The 22,547-nt window shown below is 40.1% G+C and carries 30 protein-coding genes and 1 riboswitch; of the genes, 13 read left to right on the top strand and 17 right to left on the bottom strand.

The window, feature by feature from the left end:
- The first annotated feature begins 20 nt into the window (after window positions 1-20).
- On the top strand, window positions 21-1,211 hold the full coding sequence (locus AC0VYH_RS08600; RefSeq protein WP_475373653.1) for an NAD(P)/FAD-dependent oxidoreductase: 1,191 nt from the start codon (window positions 21-23) through the stop codon (window positions 1,209-1,211).
- Window position 1,212: 1 nt separating this feature from the next.
- Here AC0VYH_RS08600 and AC0VYH_RS08595 read toward each other — a convergent pair whose 3' ends face one another.
- Window positions 1,213-1,935, bottom strand: coding sequence for a hypothetical protein (locus AC0VYH_RS08595; RefSeq protein ID WP_430242124.1), 723 nt, complete (start codon window positions 1,933-1,935; stop codon window positions 1,213-1,215).
- Window positions 1,936-2,147: 212 nt separating this feature from the next.
- Between AC0VYH_RS08595 and AC0VYH_RS08590 the strand changes: the two genes are divergently transcribed.
- Both AC0VYH_RS08590 and AC0VYH_RS08585 read left to right on the top strand, forming a co-directional pair.
- Window positions 2,148-2,609 (top strand): TspO/MBR family protein, encoded by a 462-nt coding sequence (locus AC0VYH_RS08590; RefSeq protein ID WP_430242127.1) that lies wholly within the window; start codon window positions 2,148-2,150, stop codon window positions 2,607-2,609.
- A gap of 75 nt (window positions 2,610-2,684) precedes the next feature.
- Window positions 2,685-2,864, top strand: coding sequence for a YjzD family protein (locus tag AC0VYH_RS08585; protein ID WP_430242129.1), 180 nt, complete (start codon window positions 2,685-2,687; stop codon window positions 2,862-2,864).
- Window positions 2,865-2,923: 59 nt separating this feature from the next.
- Here AC0VYH_RS08585 and AC0VYH_RS08580 read toward each other — a convergent pair whose 3' ends face one another.
- Window positions 2,924-3,112, bottom strand: coding sequence for a YjzC family protein (locus AC0VYH_RS08580; protein WP_475373652.1), 189 nt, complete (start codon window positions 3,110-3,112; stop codon window positions 2,924-2,926).
- Window positions 3,113-3,284: 172 nt separating this feature from the next.
- Between AC0VYH_RS08580 and AC0VYH_RS08575 the strand changes: the two genes are divergently transcribed.
- Together AC0VYH_RS08575 and AC0VYH_RS08570 are read left to right on the top strand one after the other, a co-directional pair.
- Window positions 3,285-4,079 (top strand): undecaprenyl-diphosphate phosphatase, encoded by a 795-nt coding sequence (locus AC0VYH_RS08575; RefSeq protein WP_430242131.1) that lies wholly within the window; start codon window positions 3,285-3,287, stop codon window positions 4,077-4,079.
- Window positions 4,080-4,200: 121 nt separating this feature from the next.
- Entirely contained in the window at window positions 4,201-4,890 is a 690-nt protein-coding gene (locus AC0VYH_RS08570) for a Crp/Fnr family transcriptional regulator (protein ID WP_430242133.1), read from the top strand.
- A gap of 284 nt (window positions 4,891-5,174) precedes the next feature.
- Here AC0VYH_RS08570 and moaD read toward each other — a convergent pair whose 3' ends face one another.
- Genes moaD through AC0VYH_RS08550 form a run of 4 tightly spaced genes read right to left on the bottom strand, consistent with a single transcriptional unit; the run spans window position 5,175 to window position 7,625 of the window.
- Window positions 5,175-5,408: a molybdopterin converting factor subunit 1 gene (gene moaD, locus AC0VYH_RS08565; protein WP_475373651.1), complete on the bottom strand. Its 234-nt coding sequence runs from the start codon at window positions 5,406-5,408 to the stop codon at window positions 5,175-5,177.
- A gap of 17 nt (window positions 5,409-5,425) precedes the next feature.
- On the bottom strand, window positions 5,426-5,866 hold the full coding sequence (locus tag AC0VYH_RS08560) for a molybdenum cofactor biosynthesis protein MoaE (protein ID WP_430246926.1): 441 nt from the start codon (window positions 5,864-5,866) through the stop codon (window positions 5,426-5,428).
- Window positions 5,867-5,868: 2 nt separating this feature from the next.
- A complete protein-coding gene (gene mobB / locus AC0VYH_RS08555; RefSeq protein WP_475367173.1) occupies window positions 5,869-6,369 on the bottom strand; it encodes a molybdopterin-guanine dinucleotide biosynthesis protein B in 501 nt (166 codons plus the stop codon).
- Window positions 6,369-7,625 carry a molybdopterin molybdotransferase MoeA gene (locus tag AC0VYH_RS08550; protein ID WP_475373650.1) on the bottom strand — a complete coding sequence of 419 codons (1,257 nt, stop codon included), beginning with the start codon at window positions 7,623-7,625 and terminating at the stop codon, window positions 6,369-6,371. The genes mobB and AC0VYH_RS08550 overlap by 1 nt, the downstream gene beginning before the upstream one ends.
- Before the next feature lie 136 nt (window positions 7,626-7,761).
- Here AC0VYH_RS08550 and AC0VYH_RS08545 point away from each other — a divergent pair, with 136 nt between their 5' ends.
- The gene (locus tag AC0VYH_RS08545; protein WP_475373649.1) at window positions 7,762-9,435 is read left to right on the top strand and encodes a LysM peptidoglycan-binding domain-containing protein; all 1,674 of its coding nucleotides are present in this window, start codon (window positions 7,762-7,764) and stop codon (window positions 9,433-9,435) included.
- A 94-nt stretch (window positions 9,436-9,529) separates the two neighbouring features.
- Here the strand turns inward: AC0VYH_RS08545 and AC0VYH_RS08540 are convergent, their stop codons facing one another.
- The 3 genes from AC0VYH_RS08540 to AC0VYH_RS08530 all read right to left on the bottom strand — a co-directional run bounded on the left by AC0VYH_RS08540 (window position 9,530) and on the right by AC0VYH_RS08530 (window position 11,146).
- Entirely contained in the window at window positions 9,530-9,850 is a 321-nt protein-coding gene (locus AC0VYH_RS08540) for a metal-sulfur cluster assembly factor (RefSeq protein ID WP_194221171.1), read from the bottom strand.
- An 81-nt stretch (window positions 9,851-9,931) separates the two neighbouring features.
- Complete coding sequence (locus tag AC0VYH_RS08535; protein ID WP_475368853.1) at window positions 9,932-10,699, bottom strand: prolyl oligopeptidase family serine peptidase; 768 nt, start codon at window positions 10,697-10,699, stop codon at window positions 9,932-9,934.
- A gap of 129 nt (window positions 10,700-10,828) precedes the next feature.
- Window positions 10,829-11,146 carry a hypothetical protein gene (locus tag AC0VYH_RS08530; RefSeq protein ID WP_194221169.1) on the bottom strand — a complete coding sequence of 106 codons (318 nt, stop codon included), beginning with the start codon at window positions 11,144-11,146 and terminating at the stop codon, window positions 10,829-10,831.
- Window positions 11,147-11,328: 182 nt separating this feature from the next.
- On the opposite strand from AC0VYH_RS08530, the gene AC0VYH_RS08525 reads away from it, so the two are divergent.
- The 3 genes from AC0VYH_RS08525 (at window position 11,329) to AC0VYH_RS08515 (ending at window position 12,621) form a co-directional block, all read left to right on the top strand.
- Window positions 11,329-12,168, top strand: coding sequence for a Cof-type HAD-IIB family hydrolase (locus AC0VYH_RS08525; protein WP_475367169.1), 840 nt, complete (start codon window positions 11,329-11,331; stop codon window positions 12,166-12,168).
- A 91-nt stretch (window positions 12,169-12,259) separates the two neighbouring features.
- Window positions 12,260-12,403 carry a hypothetical protein gene (locus AC0VYH_RS08520; protein ID WP_194221167.1) on the top strand — a complete coding sequence of 48 codons (144 nt, stop codon included), beginning with the start codon at window positions 12,260-12,262 and terminating at the stop codon, window positions 12,401-12,403.
- Window positions 12,404-12,405: 2 nt separating this feature from the next.
- Window positions 12,406-12,621 carry a DUF3813 domain-containing protein gene (locus tag AC0VYH_RS08515; protein ID WP_194221166.1) on the top strand — a complete coding sequence of 72 codons (216 nt, stop codon included), beginning with the start codon at window positions 12,406-12,408 and terminating at the stop codon, window positions 12,619-12,621.
- A 78-nt stretch (window positions 12,622-12,699) separates the two neighbouring features.
- On the opposite strand, the gene AC0VYH_RS08510 is transcribed toward AC0VYH_RS08515, so the two are convergent.
- Both AC0VYH_RS08510 and AC0VYH_RS08505 read right to left on the bottom strand, forming a co-directional pair.
- Window positions 12,700-13,281: an SGNH/GDSL hydrolase family protein gene (locus AC0VYH_RS08510; RefSeq protein ID WP_194221165.1), complete on the bottom strand. Its 582-nt coding sequence runs from the start codon at window positions 13,279-13,281 to the stop codon at window positions 12,700-12,702.
- Window positions 13,282-13,308: 27 nt separating this feature from the next.
- The gene (locus tag AC0VYH_RS08505; RefSeq protein WP_475368851.1) at window positions 13,309-13,968 is read right to left on the bottom strand and encodes a Dph6-related ATP pyrophosphatase; all 660 of its coding nucleotides are present in this window, start codon (window positions 13,966-13,968) and stop codon (window positions 13,309-13,311) included.
- A 150-nt stretch (window positions 13,969-14,118) separates the two neighbouring features.
- Between AC0VYH_RS08505 and AC0VYH_RS08500 the strand changes: the two genes are divergently transcribed.
- Entirely contained in the window at window positions 14,119-14,577 is a 459-nt protein-coding gene (locus tag AC0VYH_RS08500; RefSeq protein ID WP_475368850.1) for an N-acetyltransferase family protein, read from the top strand.
- Between the two features lie 67 nt (window positions 14,578-14,644).
- Window positions 14,645-14,905, top strand: coding sequence for a NifU N-terminal domain-containing protein (locus AC0VYH_RS08495; protein ID WP_430246623.1), 261 nt, complete (start codon window positions 14,645-14,647; stop codon window positions 14,903-14,905).
- Window positions 14,906-15,291: 386 nt separating this feature from the next.
- Here the strand turns inward: AC0VYH_RS08495 and AC0VYH_RS08490 are convergent, their stop codons facing one another.
- A complete protein-coding gene (locus tag AC0VYH_RS08490) occupies window positions 15,292-16,140 on the bottom strand; it encodes a YitT family protein (RefSeq protein WP_194221161.1) in 849 nt (282 codons plus the stop codon).
- A gap of 281 nt (window positions 16,141-16,421) precedes the next feature.
- On the opposite strand from AC0VYH_RS08490, the gene AC0VYH_RS08485 reads away from it, so the two are divergent.
- Both AC0VYH_RS08485 and AC0VYH_RS08480 read left to right on the top strand, forming a co-directional pair.
- Window positions 16,422-17,276: a DegV family protein gene (locus AC0VYH_RS08485; RefSeq protein ID WP_430246622.1), complete on the top strand. Its 855-nt coding sequence runs from the start codon at window positions 16,422-16,424 to the stop codon at window positions 17,274-17,276.
- Between the two features lie 80 nt (window positions 17,277-17,356).
- On the top strand, window positions 17,357-17,488 hold the full coding sequence (locus AC0VYH_RS08480) for a DUF3941 domain-containing protein (protein WP_226612574.1): 132 nt from the start codon (window positions 17,357-17,359) through the stop codon (window positions 17,486-17,488).
- Between the two features lie 41 nt (window positions 17,489-17,529).
- Here the strand turns inward: AC0VYH_RS08480 and AC0VYH_RS08475 are convergent, their stop codons facing one another.
- The 5 genes from AC0VYH_RS08475 to AC0VYH_RS08455 all read right to left on the bottom strand — a co-directional run bounded on the left by AC0VYH_RS08475 (window position 17,530) and on the right by AC0VYH_RS08455 (window position 22,506).
- The gene (locus AC0VYH_RS08475; RefSeq protein ID WP_475373648.1) at window positions 17,530-18,324 is read right to left on the bottom strand and encodes an energy-coupling factor transporter transmembrane component T family protein; all 795 of its coding nucleotides are present in this window, start codon (window positions 18,322-18,324) and stop codon (window positions 17,530-17,532) included.
- A complete protein-coding gene (locus AC0VYH_RS08470; RefSeq protein ID WP_475373647.1) occupies window positions 18,302-19,753 on the bottom strand; it encodes an ABC transporter ATP-binding protein in 1,452 nt (483 codons plus the stop codon). Before AC0VYH_RS08470 ends, AC0VYH_RS08475 begins: the two co-directional genes overlap by 23 nt.
- 11 nt (window positions 19,754-19,764) lie before the next feature.
- Entirely contained in the window at window positions 19,765-20,343 is a 579-nt protein-coding gene (locus tag AC0VYH_RS08465; RefSeq protein WP_194221156.1) for an ECF transporter S component, read from the bottom strand.
- On the bottom strand, window positions 20,340-21,032 hold the full coding sequence (gene tenA, locus AC0VYH_RS08460; RefSeq protein WP_283152375.1) for a thiaminase II: 693 nt from the start codon (window positions 21,030-21,032) through the stop codon (window positions 20,340-20,342). The genes AC0VYH_RS08465 and tenA overlap by 4 nt, the downstream gene beginning before the upstream one ends.
- Window positions 21,033-21,200: 168 nt before the next feature.
- Window positions 21,201-21,303, bottom strand: a riboswitch (TPP riboswitch).
- Between the two features lie 39 nt (window positions 21,304-21,342).
- Window positions 21,343-22,506, bottom strand: coding sequence for a histidine kinase N-terminal domain-containing protein (locus AC0VYH_RS08455; RefSeq protein ID WP_475367163.1), 1,164 nt, complete (start codon window positions 22,504-22,506; stop codon window positions 21,343-21,345).
- Between the last annotated feature and the right edge of the window lie 41 nt (window positions 22,507-22,547).

Genomic DNA, 22,547 nt, shown 5'->3' with positions numbered 1-22,547 from the left:
CCTTTAAGGAGGATACTTTCATGCAGCTTCACCACGGAAATTTATTCTGGCCAACAACTGTAGCAGAGCCCCCTACATTTCCTGAACTCACTTCATCCATCAACTGTGATGTCCTAATCATTGGCGGTGGTATGTCGGGAAGTATTCTGGCAAAGACGCTTGCTGACTATCATGTTGACACTGTTTTAATAGAAAAAGATACGATCGGCTCTGGAAGTACTTCGGCGAATACTGGCCTTCTTCAATTTTCTAATGATGCTATGCTTGTAGATTTGATCGATCGATTCGGGAAAGAGAAGGCTGTTTATTTTTATAAACTTTGCTTAAAGGCAATAGACGAACTAGAAAAGGTTGCAGGCTCTTTAAGTGAATCAGCTGAATTTAAACGAGCAGAAAGCCTATATTTCGCAAGCAACGATCATCATGTAAAGAAACTCAAGAAAGAATACGAAGCTTTAACACATCTTGGATTTGAAGCAGATTATATTGATCGTCACGCCATCGAAAGTCTCTTCTCCTTCACAGCTCCTGCAGGGATCTATACGAAAGGTGAAGCGGAAGTAAATCCGTATAAATTCGCACTTGCCCTTACAAGTGGCGCCAGAGAACTAGGATTAAGAGTGTTTGAGCATACCGAGATCCTCTCTCATCAATTTAATAAAAATAATTTAATCTTCGAGACTGAAAAAGGAGAAATTCGGGCAAAACATGTGATTTACGCAACGGGTTACGGTACGCAGGAGTTTGCCAAAACAAAAGGCGCACTACTCGAGCGCACCTATACCATTGCGACTGAACCCATACCGAAGTTTCCTGGTTGGCACAATCAAGCCCTTATCTGGGAAACCGATCGTCCTTATTACTATTTAAGGACGACTGCTGATCATCGCATCCTCATTGGTGGACTTGATTCTAATCTCAAAAAAGAAGAAAAACTCGAACAACAAGGACAGCTATTGCTAGCTAAACTGCATGAAATGTTTCCTTCTATCCAAACGTCAATCGCATATGAATGGAGCGCCATATTTGGTTCCACAAAAGATGGGCTACCTTACATAGGAAAACACCCAAAGTACGAGGGTGTCTATTTCATGTTAGGATATGGTGGAAACGGGACGGTTTATAGCATGCTTGGTGCCGAAATACTAAAAGATCTTATTTTGTATGATCATCATCCAGCCATGGAAATAACACGATTGAATCGATCGTAAATCATAGTTCCTCATGCTGTTGAAAAAAACGAATCATCTTCTTACCAAGGAATTGATAACTATCACTCAACAGAGCAAGGTCAATGGAGTATCCTAACTCCTGTTGAAGACGCTCGTATTCTCTAATTTGTTCTAACGAATAGGGACTTTTCATGGAATGGTGCCAAATCTTAACCGGACAAGGACACGCTTCCGTTTCTTTGTTGTCAATTCTCGTTAAAACCTCGTCATTCTCAATTTCATAAGCTTGTGCCATCTCTCGTAGTAACCGTTTATAGAAAAGACGGTTCACTTGTTCTTGTCTGACAAGACGCTTCAAATCAAAACAAGGGTTTAATAATGCCGCTGATCTAACTAAGGTATGACGATTGTTTAAAAAAGCATTTGCTGCTAACACTCCCATACCTTCCGCAACAACATGTATCCTCGGATTCAGAATTTCCTGTTTGTGAACAAGATGATAAATTCGTTCAGTTAATTTCGCTGCTTTTGGTGATCCCCAGTGCCTTCCATATAGATTGCTTGTATAGACTGTATAACCAGCCTCTAGAAAATCGGCAATCATCCCTTCACGCGTATGATTCTGCAACCAGAAACTTGTATCAGCATCAACGAAATGTGTTAAGCCACCTATAATAAATATGCCAAACCCGTTAGGCCGTTCAGGGACAAGAACGATCGTCCACTCCCCGTCTAATTGATAGGCTCGTTTACGAATACACATACTCTCCCCTCGCCCTTTTATCACTTTCTGTATAACCTATGCAAGTTACATATGGAAGAAAGGGTGAAGTGCCTATTTTGAGGGAATTTCATATCTTCTTCATCCCACGTCATTAGAAAGCGCCCTTAGTCATGATATGCACTATTGTTTCTATATATGTCCTTGCATGAAATTGGATATGATTGGGTATGGGAAAGAAGGTGGTGAGAAAAATGAAAAAAACAACTGTACTCGTATTTATTATTGTTTACCTTCTATTTAGTATTTCTGGATTTCTATTCCCCTATGATGCTGATTGGTATACGTCGCTTGCTAAACCTGATTGGACACCAAACGGTTCCGTTATAGGGACCATTTGGGCATTTCTGTTTGGGTTAATCGCTTTATCAACCGCCATTGTCTACCAAAAGCGTAGCTTCGGTCGTCATAATAGTGAGTACCTCTCACTACTCGGGATAAACTACATACTGAATCAAGCATTTAGTTATTTGCAATTTGATCAGCATGCTCTGTTTGCAACGTTCATGGACGCCCTCTTTATTGCAATCACTTCATTGATTCTTATTTTTCTTGCAGGTAGACAAAATCAGTTAGCAGGTTGGCTATTACTTCCTTATTTTCTTTGGACGGCGTTTGCTACCTATTTATCATGGCTATTTTATTACATGAATTAAAATTGATAGATGTTGCACTTAAATATTTTGTGGTATGATAATCGATAGAATACGTTTACAAATGAGGTGAATTTATTGCGTTATCTTTGGGCAATTATCTGGGGAGTTCTACTTAGCAATATGATATTCTACGTACTTGCTTCTATGCAAGGTGGTCATTACGAGTTTGGCCCCGCATCACTATTTGGAGTTATCCTAGCTGTTGCGGCAACGCTTCTTGGAGAAGGTTTAATTTCCGATCCAGCCGAACAATAGAAACAAGCGCCATTTACGGCGCTTGTTTTTTTATTGCCTGTACCTATGCCCGATTCTTATTAATGATAAGGCTTCGGTTCCCTTGACCACTTTCGATTTTGATTTGAACATTCAGGGAACGCTTCACCTGCACGAAGTTCAATTTGTTGTGGATCTTTCACCATACCACCTGTCTCTCCGATTTCAATATATACACCATTGTTCGGCGCTTTTTGTCCAGGTGTAAACTGACGATTTTCTCCGCCCATATTACTGCCTCCTTCCACTCATCAACTTTTGCCCCCTTTATCAGCATTCATCATCGAATAATGTTTTATGTAACCTGACATACAAAATTCCCTTTACAAAAATGGAAGGACTGGTGTTTAATGGTTACATGTGTCAATTTATCTTGTAACCATTACTGGAGGAACATTACTCATGGAACTGTTGGAACTACTTAAGTATGCATTTCTTGGTTTACTTCAAGGCTTCACTGAACCCATTCCAATCTCATCAAGTGGACACCTTGTCATAGCGCAAAAATTTTTTAATTTAGACATTGAAGGACTTAGTTTTGAAATCTTAATGAATTTTGCCTCCTTACTTGCGGTTCTTCTTATTTATCGCAATGACCTTATTCGCCTCACTTCTCATGGAATACGATACGTTGTCTCTCGGGAAGAAGAGTCAAAAAGCGAATTTATGTTTATCGTCTATCTTGTTGTTGCAACTATTCCTGCCGCTGTTCTTGGTATTTTGTTCGATGACTTTATTGGAGAAGAACTGAAGGGCATTAAAGTTGTTGGAGCTACTCTCATTATTACAGGTATCGCACTTTGGCTCATTCGTAACCTTCGTGGCTCCAAAGGCGAAGCTGGACTTAGTATCAAAGATGCCCTTATTGTAGGTTTGGCACAAGCTGTCGCTTTAATCCCTGGTATTAGTCGCTCTGGTGCAACAATCGTAGCGGCCATGGGACTTGGAATGAAACAAGAAACAGCTCTAAGGTTTTCGTTCCTATTATTCATACCTGTAAGCGTAGGTTCAATGATCCTTAGCATTGGGGATCTCCAATTTGGTGACATGCTTATACCATATATCGTCGCCTTCCTTCTATCTCTTACAGCTTCTTACTATTCATTGAAATGGTTTATGAATATTATGGCGCGAGGAAACTTAATTTATTTCTCTATCTATTGCTTTATCGTGGGCGCACTTGTCCTTATTTTCTAACCGGCTATCGCCGGTTTTTTTATTTGCCCTAACAAATTCCCTTCGGATAAAAGGAAATGTTGGTTGTGATAAGAAAGGATTACATGGGATAATAGAAAAAAATGATCAAAGGAGGATGAAAATGAAAGAAGATACGATTACATCAGACCCACTAAAAAAGTGGATTGCTGAAGAAGGCGAATCCATTTCGTTTCAAAAAGACGAGCCCCTTTATATGGATGGAATGAAAGCGGACCGTCTTCTTCTTATAAGATCTGGAAACGTACGTTTAAATAAGCTCACATCTGAAGGTAGAGAATTAACGCTACAAATCTGTCAACCAGGTGATCTTATTGGCGAACTTGCGCTCTACACTGGCCAATTAAACTTCTCCTCCAACGCATGGGCTGTAGATGACGTACAAGCAACCTTTGTGAAACAAGCTCACCTTGAAAAGACTCTAACAACAAACGCCCTGCTCGCCACAGAATTCATGAAATTCATGGGAGAAAACTTCAGGAAAAACCAATCAAAATTCCGAGATCTACTCCTACACGGAAAAAAAGGAGCACTCTACTCCACTCTCATTCGACTATCCAATACATATGGCGTTCAACAAAAAGATGACATACTCATCGACCTCCCTCTCACAAATCAGGAGCTAGGCAACTTCTGCGGCCTAACAAGAGAAAGCGTCAACCGCATCCTAAGTGAACTCAAAAAAGCCGACATCGTCTCCGTCACCCACAGCAAAATCACCATCCACAACCTAGAATTCCTCCGCTGCGCCATCCACTGCGAAGACTGCCCAATAACGATATGTAGGTTATAAGAAAAGCGAAAGCGCCCGTTTAGCCTCGACAAGCGCTGGAGCCCCATAAAAAGAACACGTTCTTTGTGTTCATTTTATGGGGTGAAGCGATCGAGAGGCTGGGCGCTGCAGCTAGACATGAAAAGCGGAGACGAGCGTTTAGAAACGGAGATATTGGAGCTCTTGAACTAGAACACGCTTTTTGTGTTCATCTAAAAGCCCAAAACATCACCTTCCCAGCTGTCACATCCCCTCTCACCAATAAAATCTCAAAATAAAAAAACACCCAGTCGGGTGTTCTTCACTCACCCTCCACTAACCGGAGGAATAAACGCAACAACGTCCTGATCGTTTACAACCTGATCTTCTGCCGCGTATTCTTCATTAATCGCCGTCATCGTATGATCAAGAGAAAGATCTGGATAATCGTTCATCAGAATTTGTTTCAGCTCAAAAACAACAAGCTGTGATTCCGATCGTTCTAGCTTTTCCTTCCCGATTTGCTCCTGCTGTTTTGCAAAGAAAAGAACAGTAATCATTTCTTTTCCTCCTTTGGTCATTTATTTTTGTATGAGGTCTTTTCAAGCTGATCACCAATCCACTCTTCCCCGTCGGTCCAGTACTCTTTTTTCCAAATTGGCACGATTTCCTTTATACGCTCAATCGCATAGCGACTGGCTTCATAACTTTCAGCGCGATGTGGGGAAGCGACAGCAATCACAACGGCAATGTCACTAATTGCTAATTTACCGATTCGATGCACAATAGAAGTTTGGACTGTTGGCCACTTCTCACGAATTTCTACACCGATTCGTTTCAACTGTTTTTCTGCCATAGAAGGATAAGCTTCATACTGTAGCGAGACCGTTTGCTTCTCACCAGTAAATTCTCTTACTGTTCCAATAAACGTGTTGATCGCCCCAGCCTCAGGACGGATTACACTACTAATCACCTTATTTACATCTATTTCTTCAGAAGTAATTAAGTAATATTCCATTTTCAATCTCTCCTTAAACCCTTCAATACATCATTTATACAACGATCCATTTCATCATATTGATAGCTATTCTTCACAGGCACATCGAGCTGCTCTTTTACAATTGTTCCAATAATATGGCTTTTTTCTAAAAGATCAAGATCTTCAGCATCTCTTATAATAGCAACCTTAGGGTAGCTTTCCTCTTTATAGCCTTCTATAAGAATAAGGTCAACATCAAACATTTCATATAATCGTATTAACTGATTAAGATCCCACTCATTTTCTTGCGTTGCTTGAACGGATACCATTCCGCCACCGCTAACTCCGGTCACTCTAGCACCAGCCTCGCGATGACGCCCCGTGTCTTTATTCTGATCACAGACGTCAGGAGCACCATGTCCGTGATGCTTAATAACGCCAACCTTCTTACCAGCTGAGGTAGCCATTTCTATGAATTTCTCCGCAAAAAGCGTTTTTCCGCTATTTTGATAACCGATTACTTGTAAGATTGGTATTCTCATTAGGACTCAGATCCTTCCTCGCGTAAAAGAAGGAGATCAACGATATCACCCGCTTTAAATCCTCGCGTTCCACCGGGTAGTACCGTGAAAGCATTGGCTTCAGCAAGTGACGTCACGCTTCCGGATTTATCAAGACCCGTTGGCTTCACATATATACGCCCTTCCCTTTCCTCTGTCTTACTTCGTACAAACCTGGTAAACGGATTCGGTTTAGGAAAATCAGTTAGTAACGTTCCTTTACTTCTCATACGATAAGGGAATTCCGAGAAAAGGGCACGCTTGATGATTGGTCTTGCGAATAATTCAAATCCTACAAAACAAGCGGAAGGATTACCAGAAAGACCGAACAAGAGTTTACCATTCCATTCTGCTACAGTCGTTACACTTCCTGGTCTCATGCCTACTTTATTAAATAAGACGGTTGCCCCTAATTTTTCATAAATAGCAGGAAGATAATCATAATCCCCTACAGAAACGCCTCCTGTTGTAATGAGAAAATCGACTTTACTTAACGCTTCTTTTACAGAAGTAAAACACGTCTCAAAGTCATCATCGAGCTTTCCAAAATAAAGCGGTACGCCTCCAGCGGCTTTAACTTGACCTTCAATCATTGGGGAGTTGCTATTACGAATTTTTCCTGGTTGAAGAGCTTCTTCAGGGTTCAATAGCTCTGTACCAGTAGCGTATATCCCAACTTGTGGTTTACGAGCAACGGGCACATTCGCATAACCAAATGTGGCAAGAAGCGCTTTCACTCCAGGTGTAATCCGTGAACCTTTCTCAATCAATACTGTACCTGCTTTTGTATCTTCTCCTTGTAAGGAAAGGTTGTCGCCTTTCGCTACTTTTCGTTTCAACTGGATAAATGACTGACCATCCTCCTCCACTTCTTGAACAAGCTCAAGCATGATCACAGCATTCGTTCTTTCTGGTATTGCTGCTCCTGTCATAATCCGAATCGCTTCATTTCTTTCTGGAACTTTTGATGCAACCGTTCCTGCTCCTATTTCTTCAATTACTTTTAATTGAATTGGATTGTCTCTTCCTGCTTCGTATGTATCTTCTGCTCTTATAGCGAACCCATCATATGGGGAACGATCAAACGGTGGAACATCATGATCGGCTTTCAAAGCAACACCGAGATGACGTCCGTCGCTTTCTTCTAGCGAAACCGTTTCGATTTCCCCTTCATAAGAGAGGTTCATCACTTTTTGAACAGCTTCTTCTACAGTGATCGGCTTCCTTCTCTCTACCATCATCTCATCTCCATCTGTTATGATTTTCCTCTTCATTGTAACAAAGATCAAGACTCTAGAAGTAAAATTCGAATGAATAGACACTGCACTGAATAGATTGTTAGTGATGCATCTTATATGGAAAGGAGTGATGATCATGCCTCAAAATCAATATCGGGTAAAGCCAGGCGATACACTGCTTAGAATTGCGGATTCTCATAACCAATCTGTCAATGAACTCAAACAAATCAATCAGCTGAACTCAAATATTATCTATGTAGGTCAAATGCTACGGATTCCTTCTGCAACTGATTATCCATCTTACACAGTTCAACCCGGAGATACATTGTTAAGCATATCCGATCGCTTTCAAATTCCTGTTCAAGAAGTAAAAGAATTAAATCAACTGCCATCTAACCTCATCTACGTTGGTCAGCATCTTGATATTCCGGCAAACCGCTCAATGCGAATCAACTATACAGTAAAAGCTGGAGATAGCCTTTATCAAATTGCAGTGAACAACAATACAACACCGAAGAGTATCAAAGTATTAAACGACTTAACGACAGATGACCTTTCCATTGGCCAAACGCTTAAAATTCCAGTATATACAGAAGTTGTCGTAAAGGCAGATCGGGCGAATGTCAGAACTGGTCCTGGTAAAGGGTATAACATCATTGCTCAGATGAGAACGGGGGCTAAGCTCGCTGTCGAAGGCATTCAAGGTAACTGGTACAAAGTGCAGCTATATGATGGCACGAACGGATGGATCTCTGATAGTCTCGTTACCTTTAATGCATATGGTGATGAGTTGCCTGTATCAAGAATTATCGGATACTATACGCTTGAAGAAGGTCCATCCCTTCCTTCTTCGTATAAGTCGTTCGTGTCAAACCGTTCTGCCCTATCTCAACTTGCTTTATTTCTGTTTCGAATTAGCGAGTCAAATCCAACAACGATTGAGAAGTTTGGGAAGTTTAGCGATAGAGAGATCGAGAAACTCGTTCAACTGGCTCATGATCAAAACATCAAAATTATGCCGGTTGTTCATAATCTGCTATACAAAAAAGGCGATACCGAACCGAGTAAAAAGGTTGTTCAAACACTCGTTTCAAGTGAAGAAAATCGTCGCGCATTTGCTTTAAACTTAGTTAAATTAATTGAGAAGTATAATTTTGATGGAGTTGACATCGACATAGAGGATGTTTATATCGAAGATGCGGATAAACTGACACTTCTCTATCAGACGATCGGGGAAGAGCTTCATAAGAAAGGATATTTCTTTTCAGCAAGCGTTCCATCGAGAGCATCAGATGAATTAGTGAATCCATTTTCAGACCCATTTAACTATGCTGAAATTGGTAAAGCTGTTGATCAATTTATCGTGATGCTCTATAACGAATTTGGCTGGCCTGGCAGTCCAGCTGGTCCTGCAGTAACGGCCGGGTGGATGAAAAAAGTAATGACTTATGCTAAAACGAGAATCCCCCCTGAGAAATTAGTATCCGCTATCTCTGTATTTGGGTTTGATTTCAATCTTGATACGGATAAAAGCACTTATGTCACTTATGACATGGCAATGAAATTGAAAAAGAAACACAATGCAGAAGTTCAATTTGACGAAGAGCGTCAAACGCCATTTTTCAGATATAAAGATGAAGAAGGAAATCAGCACGAGGTTTGGTTTGAAAATGAACAAAGCATTGAAGCAAAAATCCGCTTAGCTAATGAACTTGGTGTCCAGGGCGTAGCGCTATGGAGATTGGGTATGGAAGACCCTGCTATTTGGAATATGATTAATGACAAGATCATTGTGGAACGAACGGAATAGAAAACGTCATTCTCTCATCCTCGCTTACTTTAGCGATTACTCATACCCAAAATAAAAAAAAGGAAGAGGAGCCCCTCTTCCTTTCCTACTTTCATTATCTAATGCCTAACGCAATTTTTGCATAGCGTGACATGTTATCTTTTGACCATGGTGGGTTCCAAACAATGTTAACATCCGCATCGTTCACTTCTTCCACGTCAGATAGCGCGCGCTTTACATCGTTAACAATTGTACCAGCTAATGGGCAACCCATTGCTGTTAATGTCATAACGACTTGTGCAACACCTTCATCATTTAGATCGGCTTCGTATACGAGGCCAAGATTCACGATGTCTATCCCAAGCTCAGGGTCAATAACATTCTCAAGAGCTTCAAATAATTTATCTCTCATTTCTTGATCTGTTTGTTCAGACATAGCATTCTCTCCTTTCATACATGTACTTCCAACCTTCATTATAACAAATTGAGGTTTAACTTAAACCGAAAAGCCTTAATTCTATAAATGAGTTTTAAACCAATCCACTAAAGCAAGGACAGCTTCACGTGAAACTTTATGGCCAGAAGTCTCATCTTTAATAAACTTCAGGCGGTCTTCTGCCCCTTCATAGAGCGGTTTAATCTGGTTATAGAAATCGTAGGTAAGGGTATAAGGAACAACTTTATCGACTGTACTATGCCACATCATTAGTGGACGACCATCAAGTTTATCTTCTTGAAGAGAAAGATCATAGGACTGCAATCCTTCAATTTGTGTTATCATCTCTTCTTCAGAGATAGGCAGACTAAACCCTTCTTCCTTTAAATAACGTATTTGTGCATTCGCTAATTTGAAATAAGAAGGTGAGCCCATTAAAGAGACGGCGGCTTTAATCCACGGATACTGTGTAAGGGCACCAAATGTAAGGATTCCGCCCATGGATGTACCAGACATACCGATTCGGTCTTCTTGAACGAGGTTCCGATCCACAAAATGCTGCCTTAGTTGATCGAGTTCGGTTAAGCTTTGTATCACAATTTCCCAAAACACATATTGCCTCTTTTTCCCTGATAGGTCGTCTTCACGTTCACCATGATGCACAGCATCAGGCAGAAGAACGCGATATCCTTCGCCTGCTAGAAGATAAGCGATGTGAAGATTATGTTCTTTTGCACTAGTAAATCCATGTTGGAACATAACTAATGGCAACTTATCTTCAGCAAGGTTAGCGTCCACTATGTGTAAGACAGGTATATTCTCTATGTATTCATTAACAATTGTTATCATCATCTTGCTCCTTTCCTTTAGCAACCATTATTCTCCTCTATCGTACCACTCATATAGTTGATTGAGAAATTTAAGAAGAGCCTAGGAAACATAAAAAACATGCAAGCAGTCGCTTGCATGTTCTGTTTGTTAATTTTTAATTTGCTCTTCGTGACTTTTTTCTACTGATTTCATATTTTCAAGCTTATTGTAGTATTGAGTTGGAAACTGTGATCCCTCATACACCATCTTGCTATCTCCACTATCATCTGACTGATCCGGTGTTGTTGGATTACCCGCCTTCTCAATTGGTAAGGTATCGTTAAACTTCTTAGTCACTTGCTTCCGAATATCGTTAGCTTTTGATTTTAATTTCGTTCTCTTCTCTTCATCCTTAAGTAAATAGGATGAAATGCCGATTGTCCCTGCCGCAATACTTGATATTAGCAATGTCTGTTTCTTAGTCATAATCGACTGCCACCTCCAATGGAATGATAGTTAAAGTGTACCCTTCTTAACAATTCCTCAAACGGCTATCATATCCTTTTAACATTCTTGTCAAAATTTTAATATTCCTAAATAGACACATATATGGTTGCCATGTACAATTAGTATGTAAACACCAAATGACACTTTTCAAAGGAGCTTCTATGACAACTAAACCGCATCTAATCGCAATTGATCTTGATGGCACGTTGTTAAACAGCGAAAAGAATATTTCTGAACGCACTAAATCCGTTATTGCCGAAGCTAGAAGACAGGGACACCATGTTGCCATCGCAACAGGAAGGCCTTATCGAGCAAGCGTGCGCTATTACAATGAATTGGCACTTGATTCTCCAATTGTTAATTTCAATGGAGCTTTTGTTCATCACCCTCTTGATCGCTCTTTCGGGACGTATCATTCACCAATGGAATTAAATACGGCTAGATCGATCGTCTCCTCTTGTAGTGAAATTAACGTAAAAAACATCATGGCCGAAGTGTTGGATGATGTTTATTTGCATCAGCATGATGAGCTGATTATGCAAAATATGATTATGAACGAATCCTCTATCTATACAGGTGAGATTCACAAAAACCTTAAAGATGATCCTACATCTCTTCTCATTCATCCACATGAACAGCAGCTCGCTGATCTTCGCTCAATGTTAAAAGAGCATCACGCAGAGATGATCGAGCATCGCGTTTGGGCTGCTCCTTTAAACATTATTGAGATTGTTCGAGCAGGATTAAACAAATCAGTAGGGCTTAAACGGTTAGCCGAGCATTTCAATGTCCCTCAAGAAAGAATCATTGCCTTCGGGGATGAAGATAACGATCTTGAAATGATCGAATATGCTGGAACTGGCGTGGCGATGGGCAATGCGATTACTGAATTAAAAAATATATCTAACGAAATCACGATGACTAATGAAGAAGATGGTGTTGCTTCCTTCCTTGAAGAAAGGCTAAACATTATCCTACCTGATAAAAGACAGCTATCCTAAGCTGTCTTTTTTTGTTTAATGAAATCAGGATGAAGATCGAATAATTACTGATCGATGAACTCATCCTATAAAAGAAAGGGAGGGATTAATCATGGCAAAGAATAGTAAAACAAAGAGAATGGTAAAAGAAGGTGCGGATCGAGTTGTCCAAAACATGGACCAACACGACCTGACAAGCTTAAGCAATGAACAACGTAAGAAACAACAACAAGAAAATTTGTCAGGTGGTGAATAACGATGGGTAATCGTCATTTTCAGCTTGCTCGAGAAGCCGTTGCTAAAGCGGAGCAAATGGCTGCAGGTCATCCAGAGTTGCAAAACCAAATCGATGTGGCCCAAAATAATCTTTCTGCAGCTTTTCACCAATCTACAAGCGCAGAAAAAGAACAGCTCACATCTTACCAGGCAGTTATACAAGAACTTAGCCATGAATCATCCAATAAACCCTTTTAGTTTCCACGAAGAAGAAACCCGTCATGTGCGACGGGTTTCTTCTTCGTGGAAATGCATTCATCTAACGTTATTATACATTTAAAAAAGTTTTATGACCGGTTTAAATTTTGTTCGCCTGCCAAGCGAATTCAGTACTTCTTTCGTTATCAGCTTATATCCTTTTGCATTTAGCTGGAGACCGTCTTTTTCATAAAGCATTTTACTTTTCTTATTTTCTCGAATCAATTGCCAGAGATCAATATGTCTTGTTCCAAGCTTATTTGCTAAATGTTTAATTCGATCAGCATAACCCTCTATTTTTTGATTCGTCATTGAGACATTTCCTTCATTCATCACTGGTGATGGTGAAATAAGAATAACCCGTTCTGAAGGGAGATTATTAACCATGTACTCAATATTTCTTTCAAACTCACTCAAATCTGAACTTTGTCCTAAACAAGCTTCTTGCGTTCCAAAGAAAATGGTTACATAATCCGGTTTGTAGCTGAGAACATCAGACTGAAAACGCGATACCCCTTCTCTAGAAGTTGGGGTTGAACCTGCATTAATCACGATCCATTCATCAAGAGCCCCTCTTATCCTTGATGTAAGACGTTCGTTCCCTTTATCATCTACTTCCCTCGCTGTCAGGCAGTCGCCAAAACAAACAAGTACAGGCATATCTTTCCTCCCCCTTTCGTTCCGTTGTTACCAGTTCTTCAAAATGGCTGTTCGAAAATTGCCTTGCTCTACTATCTCTTTAATTTCAACTATCACTTCTTTTTCAAAAATTGGGCCGTTCCATACAAACGTATGAAATTCTCCATTTTCACCGCACGGATCCACGTCATTTGGAAGGGATTGAAGAAAGTTATCATCAAATGGTTTCCCTACCCAATCAGGAGATATTTTTGACTGATCAACTGTTGTAATCACTGCTTTAAAACCTGTCGCGATGAATCTTTTTGCCGTATGTAGAGTGGAATGTTGCCACAATGGGTATATGCCCTTCAGTTTGCATTCCTGTAAAAGCGTTTCCCGATAATGACGAATATCATCTAGAAATAAATCAGCGAATACGACCCCTTCTATTTCTGCTTCTTTAAACACCTTATATTGATTGCTAACAAGCTTCTCGTATTGCTTATTCGTACAGTTATCTGGTAAATTGGTTATCGTTAGAGGCAGACCAATAGCAGCTACCTGCTTTTCAAGCAACGCTGTATGTACGCCATGAAAAGGAATGGCACCATTTGTTTCGTTGATGGTTGTCCATAATCCTTTCACTTGAAGATGTGATTGCTTTAAACAATCGAATAAAGCTATGGCGCTGTCCTTCCCAGAGCTCCATGAAAAAATTAAATTCAATGTATTAGCTCCTTTCTTACTCTATATAGACGAATAGAAAAGGCTGAATGTTTCAAATATCTTGAAATTAATTAAAAACTTTATTCAAACCTCCTTAAAAAGGGATTGAAGTGTTTGAAGTCGAAACAGTATGACGGAGGTGGAACGGTAATGAATGTGTATCAATTATCCAGCCAGACAGATGAAGACATGATTGAAAAGGTTTCAAAGTTATTAATGAAGCAAATTACTCGTTCTGAGCAAGATGGAAGCTACGATAAACTCGTTAAAGGAGTAAAGCTTGCTCTTGATGAACAGACAGCATCACGAATCGTTGTCGCAGAGTCTGATGACGAAGTCCTTGGCGTCGCGTTTTTTAATATCGGCGTCAGCCTCTCTAGTGGTGGTCCATATATTTGGTTAAATGAATTATTTGTTGATCCAGATGCACGAAATAGAGGTATTGGTAGGAAATTACTCCTTCATGTCATTTATTGGGCTGAGAATGAAGGGATTAAGGGCATAGAACTTGAGACAGGAATTCATAACGCTGTTACAAAACACCTTTACAATTCTCTCGGTTTCCATGACATTATTTCAAAAAGATACGGGTTTACCTTCTCTTCTTAAAGATTATTTGCTGCAAGAGTTGTTTCTGATACACTAAGAGATGGTAGAGAAAGGAGGCGTTTATAAAATGGAATTACGCGTAGATCGTACACCAAACCCAAATGCTATTAAAATTACGGCAGACCAACAGCTTTTCGAAGGAACTTCAAGCCATTCTTTCAAGAAGAATGACAATCCCGATCACCAAATGGCTGCTGCACTTCTAAAATTAGAAGGTGTTGATAATGTGTTTGGATACCAGGATTTTATTACAATTAATAAGATGCCAGAGGCAGATTGGGATACATTACTTCCCGAAGTAAAAGAAACAATCTCTAATAACGCATAGAAAAAAGTTCCTCGGATATCCGAGGAACTTTTTTTCTTGCTGTTAAGTAGTAGGGAGATATTTCAATCATTTACTGGGGAACACAAAGGGCGTGTTCTAGTTCAAGAGCTCCAATATCTCCGTTTCTAAACGCTCGTCTCCGCTTTTCTTGTCTAGCTGCGCGGGCCAAATCCTTCGGCTGTTTCGCCCAATCGAATGAGACAAAGATCGTCTCAATCTCTTGGGCTCCAACATCCTGCGGATTTAGGCAGGCCCGCTCCGCTTTTCTTGTCTAGCTGCAGTGAGCAGGGACTCGATCGCTTCAGCCCTTCATCCGAACACAAAAACCGTGTTCAAATGAAGGGCCTCCAGCGCTTGTCGTCCCTAAACGCTCACTTCCGCTTTTCTTAACCATCCGTTCTAAAGAATCCGAAGATGCCTGTGGTGTTGACTATGTTGGTGAAGGCGGTTGGGTCGATGTCTTGGATGATGTGCTCGAGGTCGTATAGTTCATAGCGTGTGACGACGATCATGAGCATTTCTTTGTCTTCTCCTCTGTAGGCACCTTTTGCAGGGAGCTTTGTGATTCCTCTAACAAGTCGGTCATGAATAGCTTTTTGCATTTCATTTCCTTTGGAAGTTACGATCATTGCTGTTAGTTTTTCGTGACGTGTATGAATGACGTCGATTACTCGAGATGATACGTATAAGGTAACGAGCGTATAAAGAGCTTTTTCCCAGCCATAAAGCATCCCTGCAGTGAGGATAATCAACGCGTTCATGCTGAAGAAATACGTACCGATTGGACGGTCTTTCATGCGGGATAGAATCATGGCTACGATGTCCATTCCTCCGGTGGAAGCCCCCCATTTTAATGTAAAGCCGATACCAATTGCTGCAATGACTCCGCCAAACACTGCATTTAGCAGGATATCTTCTGAAAGAGCCTGGACTGGAATGATTTCAAGGAAAAAGGTAGTAGCTCCAACACTGATAATACTATACAATGTAAAAGATTTACCAACTTTCTTCCATCCCAGTATAGCTACAGGGATATTTAGTAACATAAGTAAAATACCCGTTGAGATTGAAATTGGCGTATAATCACTTAGTACGCTAGAAATCAGCTGTGCGATACCAGTAAAACCACTAGCATATACATTGGCAGGGATAAGAAATAAGTTCAGAGAAACTGCACCAAGGATCGCACCTAAGAGAATCACAATAATTTTTTTTACTTCTTCCAATAAGAACACCTTCTTTTTTGAAACAGAGATTTATCTCGTTTGCAGAATATAAGTAGAGACTGATCCAATTGACAATATTCACTCTCAGGATCCGATCTTTATAAGTGACGATTAGGTAAAGCCACATCTACTAAGCCATGTATATCTAATCAAACTATCTAATCTACGTCAACTGTTTTCTATTCAACCCCATCAATAGGATTGATTTCCTCTTTGCTAATGGGATAAACTTGATTATAACAAACATTCATTTACATACCGACTTAAAAATGAAGAAGGGACGATCGTCCATGACAGTTAAAATCATTACAGATAGCGCCTCGGATTTGCCAGAGGATCTCGTACGAAAGCACGACATCGACATCATGCCACTAATGGTCATTATCGGAGATCAGGAGTATTATGATCGTGAAGAGATCCAAGCAAAAGAGTTATATAAGACCTTGCGAGAAGGTACAATGGCCAAAACGTCGCAAATTCCTCCAGCACGGATACGAGAGACATTTGCGAAATACGCTAAAATGGGTCAGCCTTTTATTTATATTGCGCTATCATCTGGTATTTCAGGTACATACCAATCAGCTGCCATCATTAAAAATGAAGTACAGGAAGAATACCCTGACGTACAAATGGAGGTCATTGATTCTAAAGCCGCTTCTCTCGGCTACGGACTCATGGCGATCCACGCTGCTGAGCTTGCTGAAAAAGGTGAAGGATTTGAGCGAATATTAGAAAGCTTAAACAGCAAGTACTTAACGCACATGGAACACATTTTCACAGTAGACGACCTGGAGTTCCTTCAGCGTGGCGGTCGCGTCAGTAAAGCCTCGGCCTTCTTTGGTGGAATGTTAAAAATCAAACCAGTGCTCCACGTTGAAGACGGGAAACTTGTTCCGATTGAAAAGATTCGTGGTAAAAACAAAGTCACCAAGCGTATGGTTGAGATCATGCAGGAACGCGGCGTTAATCTTCAGTCCCAATTAATCGGCATTTCACATGGAGATGACCTGGAAAGCGCTGAAAAATTAAAAAGTGCGATTCAAGAGACATATGGAAGTGAGCACTTTGTCATTCATGAAGTAGGCGCTACGATTGGGTCTCACTCAGGACCAGGAACACTTGCTTTGTTTTTCTTAAATAAATAACTTCCTTTTACATAGGATGTCGCATAATCGCGTACTCTATTATTGTGCATGGAAATCCTGACACCAAGGGAGGACATAACGTGTCATCAACAAAAGATAATAATAAAAAAGCAGTTGATCATAATGCTAAACGAATGTTGAAAAACAAGTTAAAAGAAGAAAACCGTGAAGGCGGGAAACACCAGTATTCTAAGGATACTGACCACTTGTAGAAATCAAGCATTGAAAAGAAACCGGCTAAACAGCCGGTTTCTTAATTTCTAACATCTGTTATATTAAAGTAAGGAAATGTTGCGCCTACCCAAAATGCAACCGAAAAACCCACCATAATGTAGAGTATAAAATATGCATCAACTCTAGAGAAGGTCTGTTTATAATAATAAGTTCGTTCCTTATTATTAAACTGCTTCGCTTCCATGGCAACTGCAATGCGATGAGCTCTACGAATACTTTGAGAAAGCAATGGCACCGCATAAAGTGTCACAGACTGCATGATTCGAGCGAACCCTTTTTTCTTTTTTATACCTCTAATAAGTAATGCGGCTCTTAACTGTTGGAATTCCTCCATCATAACAGGAAGAATACGAACAGCCGCCATAAAGCTATAGGCAAACCGAGGCGGTACTTTAAGCTGTTGAACGAGGGAATAGAAGAGAAATACTGGCCTCGTTGTCAAAGCGAATAGAAGTCCGAGCAAGGCGAAATTTAAAGCTCGAAACCCGATGTGAAGACCTCGGAAGAAGCTCTCTTCTGTAATATGAACGATTCCCCACTTCCACCAAGTTGTTGTCCCTTGACCAAAGAACATCATACTAGAAGCACTAGAGAAAAATAATAACAAAAATGGAATCATTAAGATCGCTAGTATTTTCTTCTGATGTCCTGTTGCAAACAAGACAAGAATGAGCGGAACCACTGTTACATTGCTAATCAAATTTGGATTGTGAACGAACAAAAGAAGGATAAATAATGCTAAAATGAACACCAATTTTAAAGCAGGATTTAAACGATGAAGCCATGTTTCTTTATATTGTAGAGTCCACTGCATGATGCTCCCTCTCTTCCCTTCTCAGAAGATCTCGATCAGCGGTTAGCTTACCCTCTTCAATGATCCACTCTCTCGTCCCATAATTTTGAACAATCTTCTCATCATGCGTCACCATGATAATGAGCATTCCCTTTGACCTTAACTGTTCAAATAAAGCTAGCAACTTAAACGTATTACTTGCATCCTGACCAAATGTTGGTTCGTCTAACAAAAGGATCGGTTGAGTACCAAACATGGCCGTTCCTACGCTTAACCTTCTTTTTTGACCCGTAGAAAGCTGGTACGGATGAAGAGTTCGCACTTGCTTAAGATCATATGCTTCAAGCCACTGCCCTACTTTTTGATCTACTTCCGCGTCTTCCATCATTTCAAGGGAATAAGCAAGTTCATCATAGACAGAATTCGTGACAAATTGAAATTCTGGATTTTGAAAAACAAAAGCTAGCTGCTCACGGGAAGCTTTGATCGATTTTAATTCCTGATTCTTTACTCTCTTTTTCCCAGTCGTTTTCATCACGTTCATTAAACTTAAAAGAAAGGAGCTTTTACCTGCTCCATTCTTTCCGGTAACCACAATCCATTCTCCTTCATGAGCTGATCCATTATGCACTTCAATTTTTGGGATTTTGCCTCGATACCCTTTTAACTGTTTAATCTCAAGAATTTCTTCCCCTTTAACATACGGTGCAGGAAGTTTTTTTTCATTTGTATGTTCTTCCCATACGCCCGGATACCAGATCCCATATTCCTTCATCTTATGTTTATAAAAGGAGAAGACACTTTGTGGGTCAGCATCTGCAATAATCCTTCCCTCTGAATCAAAAAGGACGATGCGATCAACAAAATCAATTACTTCATCAATCTTATGCTCAACGATAATCATTGTTTGTGTAGCATTAAGTTGTTTAATTGTTTTCCATACGTCAGAGGTACCTGCAGGATCAAGTAACGCGGTCGGTTCATCCAAAAAGATTACATCTGGCTCAAGTGCAAGCATGGAGGCAATGGCTAGTCGCTGTTTCATCCCTTGTGAAAGTGAACTAATCTCAATATGCGGATCCTTAAAGGAAAGACCTACCTTTTCAAGATAATGACGAATTAACCCTTCCATTTCAGGTTGCGGGACAGCACGATTTTCCAATACGAATGCCATCTCTTCATCCACATATGGCATGCAAAACTGAGAATCAGGATCTTGAAATACAACGCCTGAAGATGCTGGTATACTTTTGGCGTCTGCCTTCATAGGTACTGGAACGGCATTTGGAATTAAACCAGATAATATCTGAAGAAGAGTTGATTTACCACAACCGCTCGGACCAAGAAATAAGACCTTTTCCCCTTCTGCAATCTCAAGAGATAACCGATTAAATAGCAGTGTGTCCGCTCCCGCATATTTTACACGAAGGTTTGATACACCTACTTTCATATAACCACTCCTTACTGATCTAACGCCTTATAATCCTCATCACTTGCTGGTCTAACTAAGCTAGTAACACCCGTTTTCTCTAGAGCCTCTACAAGGAAATAAGCAAGTAGTCCAGCTAATAGAAAACCACCTATTAACCTAGCACCAATGAGAAGAAGTAAATTCCATAGAGCAAGATCCATCACATACCCATAGGCAGCATCCATGACAATGGAACCTACTGCAGCAGCAATCCCTCCAAGCGCCGCAACAAATGCGGTGTATCGTTTATAGCCAAATAAGGCAAACATTAATTCCGTTCCTAATCCTTGAACAATTCCATATAGAAGAACAGATAATCCATATTCAGAACCAACAAGAAATTCACCAGAAGCTGCAGCCGTTTCTGCAAGTAGTGCCACACCGGGCTTACGAAGAAGAAGCACTGCTACTGTACCCGCAATAAACCACATCCCGTAAATCACATCACCAATATGGAGACCAAATGGTTTAAAGATGTTATAGACCGGTCCCCACAGTTTATAAATAATCCCAAAAACAAGGGCAATCACGATCGTAATCAAAATGTCCGAAAGCTTTAGTCGTTTCATACTCGCTCACCTTTTTGGAGGGAGACTGGCCACTCTTCTACTTGATAAGCCATTTCCCAGAAACCATATTCCAACTGACAGCTAAGAATGAAATAGTCCTTGATTCGCTTTAATTCTCTTTCAGGTGCCGTCTCAGCCCACTGATCGAGGATTTTTCTTAGTTGATCCGTCACTGGTTCCATTGACTTCTCTCCGTAAAACGTAATCCAATCATAAAAAGGATGATCTTCTTTAGGATTAACCTCTTCCATTAGACGTTGACCAATCTCAAGGTAAGTCCATGGGCATGGCAGAAGGGCTGCAACGATTTCTCCGAGCGTACCTGAATGAGCAGCGTCGAGCATATGCCTCGTATAATGGTGTGCCGTAGGGGCGAGGGGATAGCCTTGCAGCTCTTCATAAGTGACGCCTGCAGCTCGACACAAATTATTATGAGGATGTACCTCACTATGGAGTACAAATGATATTTGTTCAGTGAAAAGTGCCATCTCTTCTCGGTTTTCACATTTTGATAGCGCAATGCCATAGATTCGAACAAATGTATTCAAATATTCAAAGTCCTGCTTTACATAGTGAACAAGCTGTTCCTTCTCTAACTTTCCCTCCGCAATTCCTCTCACAAATGGATGGTTAAAAATCGCTTCAAAAATTGGTGCTGCTTCCTCTCTTAACTGTTCAGTAAATGACATAAAAAAACTCCTCTCCGCTTTTCATCCAACTGATGAAGAGGAAAGGAGCTTGAATGCCGTTGTTCCGTCATTTTTGGAGATTTAGAAATACTTGTAAGCATTCCTTACTTCTACACGTTTAGGAAATCAAAACGTATAAAAGCCGCTCCAAAAATGGAGCGGCTGCGGTGGCATCCGTCTCCACTTTCCTCCGCTGGCGCTAACCAGATCAGGTTCAAAGGGTCCAGGACATCCTGTCTCAGTCATATAAATGACTCCCCTAGTGGATATATAAAAAGCTTTTTTGAATGTTAGTTTGATAACTATTAAGCTACTCTTCTTTCACACCTTTGTCAACCATTACTGGAAGTTCAATTACAAAAGTTGTTTGTTCTGGATTTGATCGCACTGAAATCACACCTTCGTGCTTTTCAATAATTTGCTTGCAAACAGACAATCCAAGACCTGTTCCGAGTTTTTTTGTACTAATGAACGGTTGAAAGATACTTTCAACAAGATGCGATGAAATTTGCCGGCCATTATTGGAAATTTCAATCGTAATCCGTCCATGGTTTTCTTTTGCTCTCAGCTCAATTTTTCGATGATCGATTTTATTTTCATTTAACTCTTCAATCGAGTTAATCATAATATTAAGAATGACTTGTTTAATTTGTTCTTCTACACCGAACAGTGGAATGTCTGGAGTAATGGCTGTTTCCACTTCTATATTTGATTCTAGTAGTCTTGGATAAAGAATTTCAATGGTATATCTTAATAATCCACTTAAATTTAATGATAGAGGACGATCGTCGCTCCCACGCATTTTTGATAAGAAAAGAAATTGACTTACCTTCTCTTCTAGACTTTTCATTTCGCTATTGAGGATTTCGAAATAGTGTTTCTCGATCGAGTTATTAGCATCACTATCATCTTCTAATAATTTCAAAAATCCTTTAATGGAGGTAAGAGGATTGCGAAATTCATGAGCAAAGCTCGCACCTAGCTGACCAAGAATGGTTAAACGATCACTATGCATTTCCTGTATAAACTTATTTTTATCATGAATGATATTATCTTTCACCTTCGTGTATTCCGTTACTGAATGATACGAATAGGCATTAAAGTAATTATTAATGATTTGAAGACCTTTCGAAAGTTCGTCTCTATCAAATGATGATTCGTTTAAGACAGAGATCACAACCGATCTCCCAAAATTAATATTCGCAATAAACTCTCCGATATTAACATTTGCTTCAATTCGCTCATTGGCAATTTTCTTAGTTAATGTCATAATCCAACTTTCATCCTGAAGGCGAATATAACGAGAGATAAGTTCAACCGTTCGTTTCCCATTCTTAATGATTTCTTCATAATAAGGATCCTCTTGAGAAATTTTTGCGCCAAGCAGCCACTTTTCTACAATTTTGGGCTGACTTTGTTCCAAAAACGACGCAAACCGTTCTTCAAATTCAGATTCTCTTAAATCAAAATTCATACCTCTCGCCTCACAAACTACATTATAGGTTTGTTTCATTT

The organism is Anaerobacillus sp. QJM3NY_32 (genome assembly GCF_056173645.1).
The sequence above is the reverse complement of the archived record's forward strand: the minus strand, read 5'-3'. Positions and strand labels throughout refer to the sequence as shown.

Excerpts from the sequence above, each read along its gene's own strand:
- AC0VYH_RS08600 (WP_475373653.1), top strand. The coding sequence starts at position 21 with ATGCAGCTTCACCACGGAAATTTATTCTGGCCAACAACTGTAGCAGAG.
- AC0VYH_RS08595 (WP_430242124.1), bottom strand. The coding sequence starts at position 1,935 with ATGTGTATTCGTAAACGAGCCTATCAATTAGACGGGGAGTGGACGATC.
- AC0VYH_RS08590 (WP_430242127.1), top strand. The coding sequence starts at position 2,148 with ATGAAAAAAACAACTGTACTCGTATTTATTATTGTTTACCTTCTATTT.
- AC0VYH_RS08580 (WP_475373652.1), bottom strand. The coding sequence starts at position 3,112 with ATGGGCGGAGAAAATCGTCAGTTTACACCTGGACAAAAAGCGCCGAAC.
- AC0VYH_RS08575 (WP_430242131.1), top strand. The coding sequence starts at position 3,285 with ATGGAACTGTTGGAACTACTTAAGTATGCATTTCTTGGTTTACTTCAA.
- AC0VYH_RS08570 (WP_430242133.1), top strand. The coding sequence starts at position 4,201 with ATGAAAGAAGATACGATTACATCAGACCCACTAAAAAAGTGGATTGCT.
- moaD (WP_475373651.1), bottom strand. The coding sequence starts at position 5,408 with ATGATTACTGTTCTTTTCTTTGCAAAACAGCAGGAGCAAATCGGGAAG.
- AC0VYH_RS08560 (WP_430246926.1), bottom strand. The coding sequence starts at position 5,866 with ATGGAATATTACTTAATTACTTCTGAAGAAATAGATGTAAATAAGGTG.
- mobB (WP_475367173.1), bottom strand. The coding sequence starts at position 6,369 with ATGAGAATACCAATCTTACAAGTAATCGGTTATCAAAATAGCGGAAAA.
- AC0VYH_RS08550 (WP_475373650.1), bottom strand. The coding sequence starts at position 7,625 with ATGGTAGAGAGAAGGAAGCCGATCACTGTAGAAGAAGCTGTTCAAAAA.
- AC0VYH_RS08545 (WP_475373649.1), top strand. The coding sequence starts at position 7,762 with ATGCCTCAAAATCAATATCGGGTAAAGCCAGGCGATACACTGCTTAGA.
- AC0VYH_RS08540 (WP_194221171.1), bottom strand. The coding sequence starts at position 9,850 with ATGTCTGAACAAACAGATCAAGAAATGAGAGATAAATTATTTGAAGCT.
- AC0VYH_RS08535 (WP_475368853.1), bottom strand. The coding sequence starts at position 10,699 with ATGATAACAATTGTTAATGAATACATAGAGAATATACCTGTCTTACAC.
- AC0VYH_RS08530 (WP_194221169.1), bottom strand. The coding sequence starts at position 11,146 with ATGACTAAGAAACAGACATTGCTAATATCAAGTATTGCGGCAGGGACA.
- AC0VYH_RS08525 (WP_475367169.1), top strand. The coding sequence starts at position 11,329 with ATGACAACTAAACCGCATCTAATCGCAATTGATCTTGATGGCACGTTG.
- AC0VYH_RS08520 (WP_194221167.1), top strand. The coding sequence starts at position 12,260 with ATGGCAAAGAATAGTAAAACAAAGAGAATGGTAAAAGAAGGTGCGGAT.
- AC0VYH_RS08515 (WP_194221166.1), top strand. The coding sequence starts at position 12,406 with ATGGGTAATCGTCATTTTCAGCTTGCTCGAGAAGCCGTTGCTAAAGCG.
- AC0VYH_RS08510 (WP_194221165.1), bottom strand. The coding sequence starts at position 13,281 with ATGCCTGTACTTGTTTGTTTTGGCGACTGCCTGACAGCGAGGGAAGTA.
- AC0VYH_RS08500 (WP_475368850.1), top strand. The coding sequence starts at position 14,119 with ATGAATGTGTATCAATTATCCAGCCAGACAGATGAAGACATGATTGAA.
- AC0VYH_RS08495 (WP_430246623.1), top strand. The coding sequence starts at position 14,645 with ATGGAATTACGCGTAGATCGTACACCAAACCCAAATGCTATTAAAATT.
- AC0VYH_RS08485 (WP_430246622.1), top strand. The coding sequence starts at position 16,422 with ATGACAGTTAAAATCATTACAGATAGCGCCTCGGATTTGCCAGAGGAT.
- AC0VYH_RS08475 (WP_475373648.1), bottom strand. The coding sequence starts at position 18,324 with ATGCAGTGGACTCTACAATATAAAGAAACATGGCTTCATCGTTTAAAT.
- AC0VYH_RS08470 (WP_475373647.1), bottom strand. The coding sequence starts at position 19,753 with ATGAAAGTAGGTGTATCAAACCTTCGTGTAAAATATGCGGGAGCGGAC.
- AC0VYH_RS08465 (WP_194221156.1), bottom strand. The coding sequence starts at position 20,343 with ATGAAACGACTAAAGCTTTCGGACATTTTGATTACGATCGTGATTGCC.
- tenA (WP_283152375.1), bottom strand. The coding sequence starts at position 21,032 with ATGTCATTTACTGAACAGTTAAGAGAGGAAGCAGCACCAATTTTTGAA.
- AC0VYH_RS08455 (WP_475367163.1), bottom strand. The coding sequence starts at position 22,506 with ATGAATTTTGATTTAAGAGAATCTGAATTTGAAGAACGGTTTGCGTCG.